The sequence below is a fragment of the Streptomyces sp. ISL-1 genome (assembly GCF_018614585.1).
Taxonomy (GTDB): Bacteria; Actinomycetota; Actinomycetes; order Streptomycetales; family Streptomycetaceae; genus Streptomyces; species Streptomyces maoxianensis.
Genome location: NZ_JAGGOI010000046.1, coordinates 1 through 17,860, shown reverse-complemented (window position 1 = coordinate 17,860; position 17,860 = coordinate 1). Strand labels below are relative to the sequence as shown.

The following is a 17,860-nucleotide window of genomic DNA, read 5'->3' as shown; positions in this document are numbered from 1 at the left end:
GAATGTTTCCAGACTGCGAAAAACGAAACCGGCCTCGATCACTACCAGGTCCGCGGCTACACCGCGTGGTACCGACACATAACCCTCTCCATGGCCGCCCTTGCCTTCCTCGCCATCCTGCGAGCGAAGGCAAAAAAGGGGATTCGGAAACCGATAGCGATCGATCCCTCATACCTGTGACCATGAACGAGGCTCGGCGGCTCTTCAACCGCGTCTCCTCTCCCATACGCCACGGCATCAAGCACGTACTCGCCTGGTCCTTATGGCGGCGAAGAAGCCAAGCCCGAGCTCGCATCAGCCACTACAGACGCAGAGGACATCACGGAGTGTCGTTGCAGTACTAGGGCCCCTGGACTAGTCCGGGGGCCTCGTCATTTTCAGGGACCGACCTCGGCAAACGCTCCATGATCCATCCTGCAAATAGGCCGCAGCCTCTGTCATACGGCCGCTTCGAGCGTCATACGGCTGCACATACGCCAAGACCCCGTCCTCAGCTCATGCGCTGATGGCGGGGTCTTTGGGCACACAGGGTGCCCCGGCAGGATTCGAACCTGCGCACACGGCTCCGGAGGGCCCTCCCTGATACGGAAAATCCGCAGGCCACGGGCGTACGGACCGGCGGTGGACGGTTCCGTGTCCACGTATGGTCCACAGCCCCGCGTGTGTGCTCGTTGCGCTCATCAGAGGACAGAGGTCTCCTCGGCCCTCCTGACTCGGCATACGTAAGCTGCGTGAAGTCGTGACCGTGAAGTCGAGGCAAAGACGCCTAAGACACGGCGGGGTTGGGCTGGCCTTTGCTGGCTGCACCGCAGCCGGTCGCGGACGCGGTGTGGTGGTACAGGGGCGCACGGTAGGCGCACTCCACTCCTGATGTGCCCCGGTCGGCGTGGCCCGATTCGGCAGAAGAGCTTCCACTTGGCCAGGTGTTGCTGAAGCCTTGACGAAGCGCGAGCAGGGAGAGTCGTGAAGGCCGGTTCATGCGCATTGAGTCAGGGATGTCTGGTGGCTGCCCAGGTATCCAGTTGCGCGCGGTCGATGCGGCCCCAGGTAGGTGCGTATTGCCTAGGAGGCACACCCGTTGACGGTGCGTCGGCTCTGGCCGTATGTCATAGGTGATCTCCGGATTGCGAATCGGTAACGGGGGGTTCCCTGTGGCGGAGATTTATTGAACGCTTGAGCTTCACGAATGCGGGGGACTTGTGAAGATCGCTGTGTGTCTGGTGTGTGTTCAGGTGGATTGCCTGGGCCGGTCGTTGACCCTGCGCTGACGCAAGAGGAGCCATGCGCACTTGCGTGCCCGGGCGGGGCGGCGTCGATCTGCCTCTGACGACGAGCGCCGCCGAGGTCGGTCGCACGGTGCCGGGTCGTGAGGTCGATCGGTGGCGCTGGTACCGGCCTGTCGCCGGAACATCCTGCAGTAAGGGCATCGAATCCACCTCCTGCAGCAGGTTGGACGTTCTGGTGCCCATACGCCAACCGCCACCCAAGGACTCGAGAGGACGGGCTGTCGGTGGCTGGGCTTACCTTCCGTGGCGGGTCGACGGTGTGCGATGTCGCAGTCTGTCGGGACATCGGTAATCGAGGTCCAGGAACCGCATAGGTGCAGATCTGGCATTGGTGAATTGTGGTATTGGGAGTGGGGGCGGTACAGCCGTGATGAGGAAGAATGTCGATTGGGTGCCCGACGAGGGCTTGGCCCGCGAGGTTGACGAACTCTTCGAGCGGGCGATCAACTCGTATCGTGCGAATTCGAACCTGATTACGGAGCACGCCAACCAAGAGGAGTCCATCCGGGTCGGTGGCTACTCGAACCGGACGCTTCTGGAACTGGTGCAGAACGCGGCTGACGCGATGTCGGGGGCTGCTGAGCACGAGGAGGGAGCAGGGCGGGTCGAGATCGTCCTCGACCTCGACCGCCAGACACTGTACTGCGCGAACGCCGGTCGTCCGTTCTCCCGAAGCGGCCTCACCACGCTCGCTCATGCGCACCTCAGTGGTAAGCGGGGCGACGAGATCGGTCGGTTCGGGCTCGGTTTCAAGTCGGTGCTCGCGGTCACCGATACCCCGCAGGTTTTCAGTCGATCGGTCGCCTTCGAGTTCAACTCTCCGAAGGCGAAGGCGGCGATCGCGGCGATCGCGCCCGCGCCCAAGAGGCTCCCGGTCCTGAGGACCCTGACCCGCATCGACGCAGAGACCGAGTTCGCCAAGGACTCGATCCTGGCCGAGCTGGCGGAGTGGGCGGTGACGATTGTCAGACTGCCGCACGCGACGAGACTGGAGAACCTCAAGAAGGAAATTGAGGAATTCCGCTCCGAGTTCCTCCTCTTCGTCAACTCGGTGCGTGAGATCCGACTCCGGGTCGTCGGAGCCGACGCGAACTTCGTTACGAGCCATATGTCGCGCGACCTCGGGGACGGCAGGTTCCGCATCGAGCGTCCCGATGGTGACCACGACGAGTGGTACGTCGACAACCGAATGCACGCACCCAGTCCTGAGGCTCGGATCGAGGTCGGTGAAGCAGTGTCACGTGACCGAATGAAGGTCACGGTTGCGATGCCGGCGCGCTTCGCTCAACTGAGAACGGGCGAGTTCTGGTCGTACTTCCCGCTCCAGGACAGGACATCGGCGTCGGCCCTCTTCAACGCTCCCTGGAGCGTCAACGACGACCGCACCAACTTGCTCACCAATACGTACAATCGAGAGATCCTCGTGACTCTCTCGGGGATGTTCCTCGACCTGCTGCCGAAGGTCTCGTCCGTCGACGATCCGGCAGCACACCTGGACTACATGCCGGCGCGTGGCCGTGAGACCCACTCGTTCGGCGACGAGATCCTTTGTGCCCATGTTCCCCAGCTCGGCTGCAAGAAGGCCCTGATCCCCGACGCGACCGGTGCGCTGCGCACGCCGCCGGAGCTGCGTCCTCTCGATTTCGGTGTCGGCGACGCGTCCGAGCATGACCACGAGGAGTGGATCAGGTCGCCCCACACTGACGATGCCGTGCCGCACTGGCGTTGTTATGCCAACGGTCAGCGTGTGACTCGTCTAAGGGCGCTATACGTGTGCAGCGTCTCCTCCGCTTTCGCCGACTCACGTTCCAAGGACGAGCTGAAGGCGTTGGAGAGGATGCCAAAGCGCGGTGTCCTGTCCTGGCTGCGCGAGTGGGCGGAGGGGCCCGACGTGGCCTCTGCGGCGAAGGCGCTCGATTTCGTGCTGAGGAATCCAAATGGCTTCGGCCCCGCGAAGGTCATACCGACGAGCGATGGCATGCTGTCCATCAAGGACCGTGACCGGGTCTTCCTCCATCGCGCGGAGGACGTCGATATCGAAGGATCGTGCTTCGTCGATCCGGACTTCCTGGCCGTTCCCGGCGTCGAGAAGAAGCTCGTGGACAGGGGATTCCGGGATCTCGATCCTCTCGCGATGTTCGAGGCCAGGATGGCCAGGCTGTCACCGGAGTCTCAGGACGACGAGCTCCCGAAGTTCTGGGACGCCGCCACTGATGTACCCATGGCACAGGCGCAGAAGGTCGTGGCGGGCAACAAGGCGGGTGCCCTCAGGGTTCCGACGCTTGACGGTGGTTGGGCCTTGCCCGCGTATGTGCTCGACATCGACGGCCTCGGCGAAAGTACTCCCGATCGAGTTCTGGACCGGACGAAGTGCGTGCCCCAACTCGCACACGCGGCAGGCGTCATCACCGAGCCGGTGGGCTCGTACTCGCTCGAGGACGAGGTCCACTTCGAGGACTATTGGCAGTACGTGCTGGACGAGGTGAACCGGAGGCTTGGGCCCGGAGAGCGCCCCGTCGAGCAGGTCGAATTCGACAGGGGGGAAGGCCCCGGCCCGTTCTCGACACTCCTGATGTTGCAGGATGCGGGCGCGTCCGAACTCATACGCGAGCGGTGGACGGAAGGACTGGTCAGGCTCGACCAGGCAGGCCACTGGCTCTGCACGGACATCGACACGGGGCTCAGCCACCGGGTCCTGTCCCCTGTTCGATGGGCGGCGGGTCGGGCCGGCCTGCTGAAGTCGACTCGCGGCCACCGGGCTCCCGGTCGCGTCGTCTCCGCGTCGCTCGTCGAGTACGAGGCCCTGCTGCCTCTCTTCCGAGGACCGCGCCAGGTCGAGGACGCCTTGGTGCTGCCCAAGGACTTGGGCGAGGTCCCAGCAGAGGTCCTGCGTGAAGCGCTCGAGGCGGAGGTCACCTCGCCGATCAGCAACGCGGCGCTGACGGGGTTCGTCCTCACCGCGAGTCGGTTCGCATTCCCGGAGGGGCATCCGGTGGTCATTCCCGCCCGGGTGGGTCGCGCCATCGAGAGGAGGCGGCCCGACGCGGTGTACTTGGCGACGACGGAGGAGGAACGCGAGTTCCTCGCTCTCAGGCAGAAGCCGTACCTCAAGGTGGATGAGAACGAAGCGGAGCAGTTCGTCGACGTGGTCGGATGCCGACGGTTCGAGGATAGCTTCTCCTTCTCGCTGCTGGTCGACGGCCGGCAGGTCGAGGAGCGCGTCATCGACCTGTACACCGGACTGCGTTCGACGTTCGTCGAGGACAAGGTCACGAACGCGACCGTGGCGAAGGCCGTCCAAATCACCAAGCGTGTGACCACCGAGGACGGTGTCGAGGACCAGTCGCTCGAATGGCACCTCCAGGGACTGACCCTCCTAGTCCAAGCAGAACTTGACGAACGTCGTGTCCTGCAGATCGTCAACGGGGCGTTCGACCTGCGCCTGTCGAACGCCGAGCTGAGCGAGATCCTTCAGGCACGCATCCACCAACATCTGGAGACGCAACGGCAGGACGCCCGGGCCGCGTCCAGTGACGCAGAGCGGCTGGCGATCTTCATCGGTGACGACACGCTGAAGGAGACCCTGCCGAAGGGACTCTGGCAGGCACTCGAGGGCCAGGGCCTGGTGGACGACTCCACGTCCGTCGCGGAACTCTTCCTGACCGTCTACGGCAGCGACTCGGTCAAGCTCCTCACGGAGGAGTTCAGCGCCGAGGGGTACACGGACGTTCCCACGACATGGGCGGGTGGAGCGTCGACCGTCGCCTGGCTCCGGAAGATGGGGTTCGGCGCCAAGTACGCCGGGCGTCGCGGCCGGCACCAGGACGATGAGTTCGTCGTGCCAGGTGCTGTGAAGCTCAAGCCCCTGCACGACTTCCAGGGGAGGATCAGCGAGGAACTGCAGGAGGTCCTGACGTCCCGGGGAGCCGACGGTCGCGCACGCAAGGGGATGGTGGAGCTTCCTACAGGAGCCGGGAAGACCCGGGTGGCCACCGAAACCGTGCTGCGGCTGTTCGTCGATGGTGACATGAGCGGAACCGTGCTCTGGATCGCGCAGTCGGAGGAGCTCTGCGAGCAGGCGGTGCAGACGTTCAGCACCGTCTGGCGTTGGCTCGGAGACGAGCGTCCGTTGACGATCGGTCGGCTCTGGAACACCAATGTTGTCCACGAGCCCGACACCGATTTCAGTGTGGTCGTGGCCACTGACGCCAAGCTCGACCGGGTGGCCGACACTCCTGAGTACGAGTGGCTGAGCCGGGCCTCCGCGGTGTTCATCGACGAGGCGCACCGGGCCGGTGGGTCGAAGATGTACACGAAGATCCTCAGGTGGCTCGGAGTCGACGGTCGTAGCTGGGAACGGCCTCTGGTGGGCATCTCGGCGACCCCCTTCAAAGGGAAGAGTGACGTCGTCACCAAACCGACGGAGGAGCTGGCGGCCCGCTTCGGCCACCACATCATGAGGGCCTTCGAAGGGAACGCCTACGAGGAACTGTCGAAAAGGGGAGTCCTCGCGCGGGTCCGACACGAGGTGTTGGAGGGTGTGGACGTCGCGCTGAAGCCGGATGAACTCGAGCAGGTGCAGTCGTGGCGCAAGCTCGAGCCCAAGGTTCTCGACCGCATCGGTCGGGACCAGGCCCGCATGAGGATCCTCGTGGAGGACATTCTGAGCCGGGACCCGAAATGGCCGATCCTCGTGTTCACGCCGAACGTCCTGTCCGCCCAGGTCCTTGCCGCGACGCTTCGTTACCGGCAGGTCGCGGCCGAGGCGGTCAGCGGTCAGACCGGACGACAGGCACGGCGTGACGTCATCGAGAAGTTCAAGAATGGAGAGATCCGGGTCCTCGCCAACTGCGACCTGTTGATTCAGGGCTTCGACGCACCGGGTGTCCGGGCCCTGTACATCGCGAGGCCGACGTTCAGCCCCAGCGCGTACATCCAGATGGCCGGCCGCGGTCTGCGCGGCCCCGCGAACGGCGGCAAGCCGGAGTGCCTCATCGTGGACGTCGCCGACAACTTCGGTGCAGTCAACGACTTCCTCGGATACCGCGCCTACGAAGATCTCTGGCGAAAGCAGGGAGCATGATCCTAGTACCGGACCTCGCCGACGTCGAGACGACGACTACCAGCAACGCCGAACGGCGGGTGGCCCGACTGCTGCGGGCGATCGACGGCCCCCACGACGCAGTCGCCTTCCACTCCGTGAAGCTGCGGAGCCACGCGGTCAAGCAGCAGGGGGAAGCGGACTTCGTCGTGCTCTGGAACGGCGTCGTCGTCATCGTCGAGGTGAAGGGCGGGGGCGTCAGGAAGTACGACGGCGTCTGGTACTCCATCGACCGCCACGGTGACTGGAAGAAGTTGCGCGAGTCTCCGATGGACCAGGCGCAGTCGGCGATGTACGCGTTGCGCGACATCCTCCAGGAGGAAGGCGTCGGTTGGTTCGCGACCGAGGCCGTTGCCCTCACCCCCGACATAGACGCGCCTCCGGCTGCCGTGGAATGGAAGGGAAGCCACTGGTGGGCCAAGGAGCAGATGAGCATCGCTGCGCTGACGGAAGCCTTCGAAAAGGTTGCCGGCGAGGCGAGGTCCGCCCCCTTCGGAGTCAGAGTCGCCCGGTCCGAGACTCTCCGGGCACGTCTCTTCGGTGAGTTCACGAGGATGCCCGTCATCGATGCACAGCGGGGCGCCGTGCTGGAGGAGCAGAATCGAGCGACCGACGGCCAGGCCCGGGTCTTGGCCGCGCTCTCCCGGAACCCGAGGATGCTCGTCTTCGGCGGCGCGGGCACCGGGAAGTCCTTGGTGCTGGCGGAAGGCGCGAAGCAGGAGGCGGGCGAAGGGAAGTCGGTCCTCATCACCTTTCACTCGCCCGCCCTGGTCGACTTCTTCGGCCCGCGGATTGAGGGCAGAGACATCGATCTCCTTCCGTTCGCGGACCTGTCCGGTGACAAGCAGTACGACGTCGTCTTCGTCGACGAGGCACAGGACCTCATGAACGCCGAGGGCATGGACGCACTGGACGCCGTGATTCGCGGAGGTCGCGAAGGCGGCCGGTGGAGGATGTTCCTCGATCTCAACAATCAGGCACGCGTAGACGGCGAGTTCGACCCGGATGTCTGCGAGTTGGTCCAGCAGGAGGCACTCCAGTACGACCTGGACCGGAACGTCCGCAACACCCGTGCGATCGTCCACGTCGTGCAGGAGTACCTCGGCGCCGATGTAGGGGACCCGGGCATCGTCCACGGCGACCGAGTGGAATGGCGGTGGTCAGACGGGACGGCCGGCGTCTCCGCGGCCGAGACCGTGGCTCGCGACCTGGTCGCGAACGGGGCCCGCCGTCAAGACATCTGGATCATCAGTGTCTCCGAGGACGCCGAGCCGCGCAGGAGCGAGGCCGGACTCCTAGTGACGAACCCCCGCTTCGCCAAGGGGCTGGAAGCAGAGCACGTCATTGTCTGCGACCTGCCCCGGGAATACGACGACCGGGGGCTCGCCGCGTTCTACGTGGCTGTCACAAGGGCGCGGGTCACGCTCCACGTGGTCGCGTCGAAGGACGACAAGAAGCGGCTCCAGGATCTTCTTCGAAAGCAGGTTGGCAAGTGAACCTCACAGCGGCCCAGAAGGAGGCCTTCCACCATCTCCGAGCCTCCTACGCGGGGCCCGAGGCGGGAGTCGAGGAGGTCACGGCGAACCTGCCTCACCGGCAGTACGCCGTCGGCATGCTGTTCCCGGTCGAGGCCGAGGCACGAGGGTCTCACGGCGACGGAGACACGGACGAAGGGGTCTCAGCCGATGTCCCCGACGGTGATGTCGAGGAGAAGGGGGCCGGGGTCCCCCTGGCCGAGGACTGGAAGCCCTCGTCCGTCGCGCTCTCCTTCGTCACCGACGGCGACTCCGTCGACGTCGACTTCTCGTGCGGTACGTACGCCGCGGTCGAGGGAGACGGGCCGCCCAGGTGGCGGCGTACCCCGTTCTCCGTCGACGGCCTCGATCTTCGGCGGGGGAAGGGGCCCGAGCGCCTTTCCGCGGGCGGTGTCTCGGTCGAGATCGGGTCGCGTTGGCGCGACTTCCAGGGCGACTCCTTGGTCACTGTCCACGTACGGGTCCTGACCGAATCCACGGGTGACGACCGACTCGACATCCCTCGGACGCTGTTCCAGGTCCACCTGGCCGCCTCTCCCTTCGCCGGGGCGGAGATCCTGGAGTACGACACGACGCGCTCGATCGACACCGACCCGGAAGCCGCCGAGCTGCGCCTGCGGTACCGCAACCGAAAGGTCTACGCGGTTGGGCACGGAATGGCCGCGGACTGGGAGTTCGCGGGGGGCCGTTGTGCCAAGGTCTTCCTCGATCCCGTACCGGCCTTCGTGGTGCCCGCCGTCGAGACCACGGGGTTCGACGAGGGGACGGCCGAGGCCAAGGCGTTGGAGCTGGGGCACCTCCAGCAGATCGACAAGGATCGTGAAGCGGTCGTTCGATCGTTGGACGCCTTCGTCGAGGCGTTCGCCGGCTGGGCCTCCCGACAGATGGAACGGGCGGAGGCGTTCGGCGACGACAGGACCGTGGCTGTCCGAATCGCCAGGCGTTCGCAGGACGCCGTCGGCAGGATGAGGGAAGGCATAGACCTCCTCCGGGCGCCGGGACGACAGGACCTTCGAACGGCTTTCGCGCTCGGCATGGCCGCCATGCGTCTTCAGATGCGGCAGGCGTCGATCAACCGTGGGGAGCAGGCGCCGGAGCCGCGGTGGCGCCCCTTCCAACTCGGCTTCCTGCTCGTGTCGCTGGCCTCCACCGTCGACGAAAGGCACAAGGACCGGGACCTAGTCGACCTCGTCTGGTTCCCGACCGGTGGCGGCAAGACCGAGGCATACCTGGGTCTCGCCGCGATCGAGGGCTTCCGCCGACGGCTCGCCCACGGTACGGCCGGTGGGGGAACCGCCGTCATCACCCGCTACACACTGCGGCTCCTTACCTCTCAGCAGTTCCAACGGGCCGCGGCGTTGGTCTGTGCGATGGAGATGCTGCGGGCCACGGACGACCGGGCGATGGGCATGGCGCCGTTCTCGATCGGTCTGTGGGTGGGCAACGAAGTCACCCCCGGCACGCGTGCAGAGGCACGTGAAGCACTCAAGCGGCTTCAGAAGGCCGCGCGCCCGGAAGAGGCGAACGAGTTCCAGGTCGAGAGCTGCCCATGGTGTCTGACGCCGATGGTGCCGAAGCTCAGGAGCGACAAGCCAAGGGATTACGGCATGCGCTTGGTGGGCGCGGACGTCGTGCTCCACTGTGTCGACGAGTCGTGCGGGTTCGCCGACGAGCTTCCGCTCGCGGTCGTCGACGAGGTGCTGTACGAGGAACCGCCCACGATCCTCCTGGCCACCGTCGACAAGTTCGCGCGTCTGCAGTTCAGGTCGGAAGCGGGCAGGCTGCTCGGTCTCGGGACCGCCTTCAAGCAACCGTCCATGATTATCCAGGACGAGCTGCACCTGCTGTCGGGGCCGCTCGGGACCACCGTCGCCGTCTTCGACGCGGTGATCCAGCTCCTGCTGAGCCGGTCGGGCTCCAGTCCCAAGATCGTGGCTTCGACGGCCACCATCCGCTCGTCCGAGGAACAGGTGCAGGGACTGTACGGGCGTGAGGTCGCCCTGTACCCGCCATCGGGACTCGACGACGACCGGACCTTCTTCTCCCGCCCGGTGGAGAGCGAGGAAGGACGTCTCTACGTCGGCCTGATGCCGCAGTCGGTCTCGCAGCCGTCGGCCGTCATCGCCGCCGTCACCCCCATGGTGGAGATGCCGGAGGCGCTCGCCGCCCGCGCCCCGTCCGCCACATCACGGGACGCGTACTGGACGCTGGTCATGTACCACAACAGTCTTCGTGAGCTCGGGCGTACCGGGACGCTGGTCGTCGATGACGTCAACGGCCGTCTGGAGCCCCGAGCCGAGAGGCTCGGCTTCCCGCTGCGGCCCGTCAGGGCGGGAAAGGTCCTGGAACTGACGAGCCGTCGCGGAGCCGAGGAGCTGCCGAACGATCTCCGCGCGCTCCGGGTCAGGGCCGACGAGTCGCCGGAAGCTGTCGACGTGGTCCTCTCGTCGAACATGCTCTCCGTGGGCATCGACATTCCGCGGCTCGCGCTGATGCTCATGGTGGGGCAGCCGAAGACCACGGCCGAGTACATCCAGGCCACGAGCCGTGTCGGACGTGGAGACACGAAGGGCGTTGTCGTCACGCTGTTCCGGTCGGGCAGGGCCCGTGATCGGTCGCACTTCGAGACCTTCCGCGGCTACCACGAGGCCCTCTACCGGAGCGTGGAGCCCACGAGCGTCACGCCGTGGTCGTTGGCCTCGCGCGAGCGATCGCTCGCTGGCGCGCTCGTAGCCCTGCTGCGGCAGTCGTTCACCGCACTCGCCCCGAACGACGCGGCGGGTCGGTTCGACCTCGGGGACGACAGGATCCGCGAAGCAGTCGATCGACTGGTGGATCGGTTCCTCGGCTACGTGACGCGCGCCGACGGTCTCGAAGCCCCGGAAACACGCTCCGCGGCATGGAGCCTCCTGAAGGACTGGGACCGACGGGCAGCGCGAGCACGCGAGTCGGACGAGCCTCTGTACTACCAGCGGACGGCGAAAGACCAGGCAGCTTTGTTGAAGAAGTTCGGTCAGTCTGGCGAGGGGTGGCTTGTCGGAGACTCGATGAGGTCCGTGGAGCCCAACGTGGTGGTCGAGGTCCAGGAACCGCAGGAGGAGGTGCACCATGGAGAAGATCAGGCATGACTTGCGCCTCTCCGAGACGATCTCACCCTTCGGTGTGGGAGCGATCGTCGACGTACGAGGCGAGTCGCTCATGGCGCCGGATACGTCCTGGTGGGACAAGAAGTTCGCTCATGAGATCAGCTGTGAGCGTCTGATGGCCCGCCTCGGTGCCGGCGTCCTGAGACAACCGCCGGCGCATGCGGGCCGTGCCGCCAAGGACACCCCCGCGCTGCCGTATTGGCGCTTTCCCGCTTGGCGGTTCTGCGAGCGCTGCGACAAGCTCTCGAAGCTGACCGGAAAGAAAAAGGGCAAGTGGAGCAACACCTGCGATTGCGGCGGCGCGCTCGTACCGATGCGATATGTCGCAGTCTGCGACAAGGGCAGCCATGTCCAGGACGTCAACTGGTTCCAGTGGGCGCATCGTGGGCGTGCGGCGAGTCTGAACGAAGCGGTCCGCTTCTGCCGTGACTACAAGGCGCTCAGGTTCCACAAGCTGGCCACCCGCGGCGAAGGCCTCGCGGCACTGGTGGTGAAGTGCTACGGATGCGGGAACGAGCGCAAGCTCGCGGAATTCGTGACGAAGGGGGCCCTGCACCAGAACGGGATCCGCTGCGCCGGACGGCAGCCCTGGGAGCCGGAAAGTTCCGTCAAGAAGCCCTGCCCGTACGAGTTGGTCGCCGTGCAGCGCGGTGCCACGGGCAACTACATTGCCGAGAGGATCTCGGCTCTCGACATACCGGAGGAACGTCCGCAGTCCGCAGAGGCGGCCGACAAGATCCGTGGGCACATGCTCTTCGGGAAAGTCGTGACCGACAACGGCGGACCCCAATCGGAGGTGTTGGCGCAGTTGATCGCCGACGATCTCGGAGTGACGGCGGAAACCGTTCTCGGCGTCGCGACAGGGGAGGAAAGCCCCGCGGGCGAGCTGCTGCTCGACCTGAAGGACGGTGAGTGGTCGGCCTTTCTGAAGAAACTCGACGAAGGGCGCGACCGCACGGGAAGCGACTTCGTCGTCGACGGGCGAAGCCTCGAAAGGCTCGTGGGACCGCAGAGCCTCCTCGGCAGGATCAGCGGTATCGGACAGGTACGCCGGGTACGGGAGGTCCGTGCCCTGCGGGGGTTCCGACGCCACGATGCCGAAGCGGCGCTGATCAACGCCGATCTGGGGTCGGACCAGTCGTATCGGCCCACCTATCCGGCGATCGAACTGTTCGGGGAAGGGATCTTCCTGCGTTTCGACGAGGAGAAGCTTGCCGCATGGGAGGCACAGCCGGAGGTGCAGGCACGCGCCGGCATCCTCAAGACGAGAAGGGCCGACTCTCCCTGGGCCAGCCGCCTCGACGTGCCGGAACCCAGGTACATCGCCCTGCACACCCTGGCGCACCTGCTCATCCGGCGGCTGGCGTTCGCCAGCGGCTACGCGTCTGCCGCGCTGCAGGAAAGGATCTACGCGAACTCCGACCGTACGGACAAGACCGCCGGCATCCTGATCTACACCGCAGCAGGGGACGCTCAAGGGACCCTCGGCGGCCTTGTGAGGCTCGGGGATCCCAAGAAGTTGATCCCGCTCCTAGTGGCAGCCCTGGACGACGCGGACTTCTGTTCCAACGATCCGGTCTGCATCGAGAGTGACCGGCAGGGAGCCTCACAGCTGAACCTCTCGGCCTGCCATGGTTGCTCCTTGGTGAGTGAGACCTCCTGCGAGACCGGAAACCGACTGCTGGATCGACAGCTGGTCCTAGGTGGAAGCGACGTAAGGGGACTGCTGGACGACGTTCTGACGGACGTCCGACGGCCCAGGTGACGACCTTCAGCACTCTGCGGCCCCGTAACACGTGCTTGGGGCCGCAGAGCGGCCATCCTCGGCCGCTGCCGGGCGGGGTCTGGAGCCGTCGCTGCCTCCCAGACTCCGAGGTGCTGATCAGGCTGCCTGCGGAAGACCCTATGGCTGTCGGCGGTCGGCGGGTGGTCTACTGCGCTGCGCTGCTGCAACAGTTCCGGAGGCCCCGTGTACCTACAGCGTCTCTGCTGGTGAGGTGGCCAGAGATCTCACACGGCACCGAGCCAGTCCACGAATAGGCCGCGCGGAGGAGTGCGCGCACTGGCCCGCCTGGGCTGCACCGCCCTCGTCTTGTGGGATACGAGTGGGTTAGTTCATTGGGTACGTGCTGCTGCCCCCAGCCGTACCGCTGAACCCGCCAGCGCAGTACCAATCGCTGGCAGCGAGCGCTTCATACATCGCTCCCTTCCAGCTATTTACATCATGCGCCTGCGCACTTCGTGCTTGATCCGCAAGATAGTTTTGGACGGTGGGACTCCCTCCGGCGGCTAGTGTCCAGCGAAGGAGTGAGCGAATACTGGATATTTCTGTTGTGGCGTGGTGAGCGTACAATTCGCCGAGGCGGAACATTGTGAAGTGGTGGCGAATTCGTTCTTGAAAGGGGACTGGCTCAGTCGTCGTGGCTTCGACGAAGAATCGGACGATCGGTGGAGAGCCTTCAATTACTTGACACTGAAGCCAACGCGTGGACGTTGTATCTTCGAAGTAGGGGTGGAACGTGCTCTCAAGCTCACTGCTTGGCCGGCCGTCGAGTTTAAACCGGTTGCACTCGTAGCATGCGGGCACGAGATTCAACGGTGCCACCGAGAGAGCTGCAAAACTTGCGCGTGGGAGGTAGTGATCCAAAGTGGATACCTGGCGGATGCCACACAACGGGCAGATGCCATGCGGTGCAGCCAGCTTTATTTGATCATATACGACGCGCCCTGGCGATCCGACTTTTGCCATTCGGTGGTCGTACAGACCCTTGGTGAGGTCTTGAGATGTGATCGAAAGGTGCTTCCCTAGGCCTCCTTTCTCGGGCTGGAAGTCTTTAGGCTCTAAAAGGTGCAACGATCCTTCGGTCGCGGACTGTTCGAATCTCTCTGCGGCTTGCACGATCGAATCCGTGGCCTCGATGTAGTTCTCTTTAAGGGTTACATCCTTTACCTTTTGCAAGCACGACGAGTAAGCATTCTCCGGGGAAACCGCAGGGCGAGGCACCGGCCACATTATCGCGTACCCTCCGAGGGCTTAATTGCCAGTAGGATTCGGATAATTCCTTGAGCCTCGCTGCCCAGCTTTCCGCCGAATCGCGCCATTGCTTCGTCGAACGAATCGACTTCTGCTGCGACCCTCCGAAGCTCGGCGTGATATCCGGACTGGGTAACCTCAAGCCCGAAAACTTCATGCGTCAACACGCCTACGTTCTCCCCAAACGTTTCGATCTGAGGTCGGTCTGCTGTCGATTGCGATCCGCTGCGTCGGAGCTTCCACACGCAGTCACGAGGAACTTCTTGTAGAACGACTGGAGAATGGGTTGCAAGAATGGCAGTTCCGTTGCGGTCTGCTAGCAGTTCCGAAAGAGCGCGCATGAAAGCGGAGAGCAGGGGCGGATGTAGATGCGACTCGGGTTCATCAAAGAGAACAAGCGAGCGCTCCCGGAGCGCTTCGACCAGACGGGTAATCGTCAAGAGCACGATCTTGTGACCGGAGCTTGACTTGTTGAATAGATCGCCGAGCTCTAGCTCTACTGCTTCCGAGGCGGGCTCATCAGCCTTAACTGGTGACACCGAGTCCACTACTGACAGGATGTCCAGGTCCCGGAATATGGGATCTGCTTCAAGGGCCTTCAGTGCTCGCTTCCACCTGGCTCGTCGCGCAGCACTGCGGATGCAAGATTCAACACCGTTTAGGAAGTCGTCTGAGAGCTCACCAATGTCTTTTGGGGTGGTGTTACTGGAGCCGATTCGGCCAAGCCCAATGTAGGAAATCGGTACCCGGTTCTGGACTGCGGAGAACAAGGTATCGATGTCCTCCTCGCTCAGATTTGCCATCGCTGGCAGGAACGGGTCGAAGGCGCTGAAGCTCACGAAAATGACGTTGGAGAAGGGAGTTTCGGCACTCTTGCTCCCAGCCTCGTCGTCGAGATCGAAGAAAACTCCTTGTCCTTCTCCCGTGGGGGTGTCGAGTGGAGCAAGGGCGGCAGACATGCCCTTCAAGAGTGTGGTTTTACCTACCCCATTACTTCCAATCACGACATGAATATTGGTCGATGGTTGACTTTGTGCGTGAACCTCGAAGGACAAATCGAGGGATTCGTCGGAGATTTCTTCGTCGGCTGGCTTGGCGTAACGGAATCGATAGTTGGTCAATCTGGCACCGCCGTGTGCCATTCGGCGAAACTGAACCTCCGTCGTGGACTGGGGGACGGTACGGAACAAAGATTTAGTTGCAACTTCCGAACTAATTGAGCTTTGGAAAGTGTGTTCATCAAAGGCCATGTCTCTGAGGGCGGTTAGTACGTGCTCTCGAAGATTATGGTCTTCCAGCTTTTCGTAGTAGGTGTCGTCTTGGCCCAGAGAGAAGAACCCCGACGCTAAGGAGTCAAATGCATCTGGAACTGGTGGTCGTCCGTGCTCAAGTCCCTGGGAGCCGATCTTCACCTGCCCGATCTCGTGCAGACTTTGGGTTTCATCTCGATAATAAAGATCAAATAGTGTCAGGAATCCGTAGTCGTCCCATGAGTCTGGAACCAGGATTAGTTCTTCTGGGCCAAGGCGCGCGGGGAACTGGCGACTGGCGAGTGCACTGAACGGCGGGTAGTTGTGGCGTGCCCTCTCGTACTGATCGTCTGATCCTGTACGCGGTCGAGGGATTCGAACTACCTCGAAGGGACCGAGCGATTCACGGAGGCTGTTGATCAGGCTGAGCGCCGCTCGATCGCCAGCGGGCACGATGCCGTAACTCGGGGCCCAGGAGGGAGCAATGTCGTCGCGCTGGATGAGAAGAACGGGTTTGCGCTGTTGCGTAGCGAACTCGCGTGCCGCTCTCTGCATGGCGTCGTGCTGATCAGTGCGCTTCACGACAAAGACCATGAGGGCTGCGTTCATGGCGCGCTTTGACTGGCCACTCCGGACACTGATGTTGCCAGCCTTGCTGGCGAATGTCGGGTAGACGCTCTCGGCATCAAGCCCTGTGAGCTCCGCGAGAAACTTCTCCAGCCCCCGGTACTTGCTCACGCTGGGGGTGGAGTGCTTCGCCGGCTCAAGGATGTGGCTGAGCTGCTGCAGGCGGTCCTCGGCTGTCACGGCGTCAGACTAGCGGCCAAGATCAGGTACTGACAGTGCTTCGCTGACTTCCTGCCGCTAGCGAGCAGTGGCGGCGGCCAGCGTTGATGTTTGCGCCATATGCTCGATATGGGCTTTAAGTGCCCTCGCGAACGGCTCCTGGTAGCGGAGTCGGCTCTTCATGAGCCGATTATGGAAGCCCGTCGTTGCTCTGAGGCTTAGTGGCACTGCAGTGTCAGGGTTCACGACGTCGAGCACATGCTGATAAGGATTTCTCTCGGGCCAAAGGCTGAGGCCGACGGCCCAGCGCTCACCGGGCCTACCCCATGCGGCAGTTGGCCAACGTGTGCCCTGTGGCAACTCGGAAGAAGGTGCAGCGACAGCGCTCCCGGGGTCAGCAAGTCGGCGTCCAACCCACTCTGCAACCCCTACGGTCACGGCATTGCCAACGAGCTTCCAGCGCAGACTGGCCCGTCCGCGACTCTGTGCAGGCTCGGTCCATCCGCGGGGAAACCCCTGCAGTGCCTCAGCATCCTCAATGGTGGGCGTCACGATTGCCCTGCCTCGTTCCGCGTCGCACACCCAAAGGGCTGGGGACGACGGGATCCCAAGTCCGGAGCCCCCCTTCAGTGTCGGAACTGCGTCCTGAGCCCACCCGAGTCCCGTGTTGCCCTCGGTCCAATAGAAGCCGTACGCGTCCTCTCGGTACAGGGCCTCAGGAAGGTCGCCAGCGTCATCTGCAAACAGGACGTTCCGGGGATCGTCGCAGCGGGAAGCCACGAGTATCACCCGTTGGCGTCGCTGTGGCACACCGGTGAATCGCGAATCCACTAGGCGATACGCCCAGGTGTATCCCAATCGCTCGAATTGGGAGACCAGGTACTCCATAGCCGTGCCACCATCGAGGACGAGCATGTTGCGGACATTCTCAATCAGGACCCAGCGAGGTGAAGCGTCCTCAAGGAGCTCAAAGAGGTGCTTGACCATTCCCGAAGCTACGCCGTGGATGCCGGCTGTGCGGCCAGCCTGGGACAGGTCCGTGCAAGGGAACCCTGCTGTCACGACGTCCACCGCAGGTAGTGCCGTGAGCGTCTGGATGTCGTCGTGTAGTTCAACGTCGGGAAAGTGATGCTGAAGGACACCCTGGGCCGGCTCCCACCACTCGCACAGCAGCTGTGTGCTCATGCCTGCCGCCTGAAGGCCAAGCTCGACCCCTCCAATGCCTGCGAACAGACCGGCGACAGTGAGGGCACGAGGAGGAGTAGGGGTTGCAGGCATGAGGTGAATCATCCCACGCCGCGCTGACAATGAGTGGGGCAGCCTCCTTCCGAGCCGCGTGCCGGTATGTGGTCCGTGGCGTCCAACGGCTCCGGTTGGCCGCCCGGTGGGGTGACGGCTGGGCCTCGTCGGCTGGTTACGGCGCCCACACAGCCCGGTAGGAACCTTCTGCGAGCCGGAAGACCACAGAGCGTCCTCGCCCCAAGGCATGCTTAGAGCACAATCACCTCCAGCTGCCGGTCGGCGCGGCTACAGAAGGTCGGTGGAACGGCTTTGGCCGGTGTCCTGCCCGGTTTGGGGTCGGGCATGATCAGGGGGCCGTACGCTTGCCGGCTACTCGGGCAGGCTTGACCCCTGCCCGCAATGTGTCCGAGTGGCCCCCTGGTCTTGCTCGACGCGGGACCCGAATCGGGGAGTGTGGGTAAAGCCCAAGACCGGGAAGTT

General features: G+C 63.9%; 6 protein-coding genes and 1 pseudogene. 5 read left to right on the top strand and 2 right to left on the bottom strand.

What is annotated here, in order from left to right:
• From J7E87_RS29420 to drmB, 5 genes and pseudogenes are all read left to right on the top strand, one after another.
• A pseudogene (locus tag J7E87_RS29420) lies at positions 1–180 on the top strand (IS701 family transposase); the annotation flags it as partial.
• A gap of 1,476 nt (positions 181–1,656) precedes the next feature.
• A complete protein-coding gene (locus tag J7E87_RS29415; protein WP_215097640.1) occupies positions 1,657–6,369 on the top strand; it encodes a DEAD/DEAH box helicase in 4,713 nt (1,570 codons plus the stop codon).
• Complete coding sequence (locus tag J7E87_RS29410) at positions 6,366–7,883, top strand: nuclease-related domain-containing DEAD/DEAH box helicase (RefSeq protein WP_215097639.1); 1,518 nt, start codon at positions 6,366–6,368, stop codon at positions 7,881–7,883. The genes J7E87_RS29415 and J7E87_RS29410 overlap by 4 nt, the downstream gene beginning before the upstream one ends.
• Entirely contained in the window at positions 7,880–11,050 is a 3,171-nt protein-coding gene (locus J7E87_RS36285) for a helicase-related protein (protein ID WP_215097638.1), read from the top strand. Before J7E87_RS29410 ends, J7E87_RS36285 begins: the two co-directional genes overlap by 4 nt.
• On the top strand, positions 11,031–12,833 hold the full coding sequence (gene drmB, locus J7E87_RS29400; RefSeq protein WP_215097637.1) for a DUF1998 domain-containing protein: 1,803 nt from the start codon (positions 11,031–11,033) through the stop codon (positions 12,831–12,833). The genes J7E87_RS36285 and drmB overlap by 20 nt, the downstream gene beginning before the upstream one ends.
• A 1,247-nt stretch (positions 12,834–14,080) precedes the next feature.
• On the opposite strand, the gene J7E87_RS36280 is transcribed toward drmB, so the two are convergent.
• Positions 14,081–16,159 carry an ATP/GTP-binding protein gene (locus J7E87_RS36280; RefSeq protein ID WP_215097636.1) on the bottom strand — a complete coding sequence of 693 codons (2,079 nt, stop codon included), beginning with the start codon at positions 16,157–16,159 and terminating at the stop codon, positions 14,081–14,083.
• A gap of 57 nt (positions 16,160–16,216) precedes the next feature.
• Positions 16,217–17,416 carry a DNA (cytosine-5-)-methyltransferase gene (locus tag J7E87_RS36610; protein WP_215097635.1) on the bottom strand — a complete coding sequence of 400 codons (1,200 nt, stop codon included), beginning with the start codon at positions 17,414–17,416 and terminating at the stop codon, positions 16,217–16,219.
• Between the last annotated feature and the right edge of the window lie 444 nt (positions 17,417–17,860).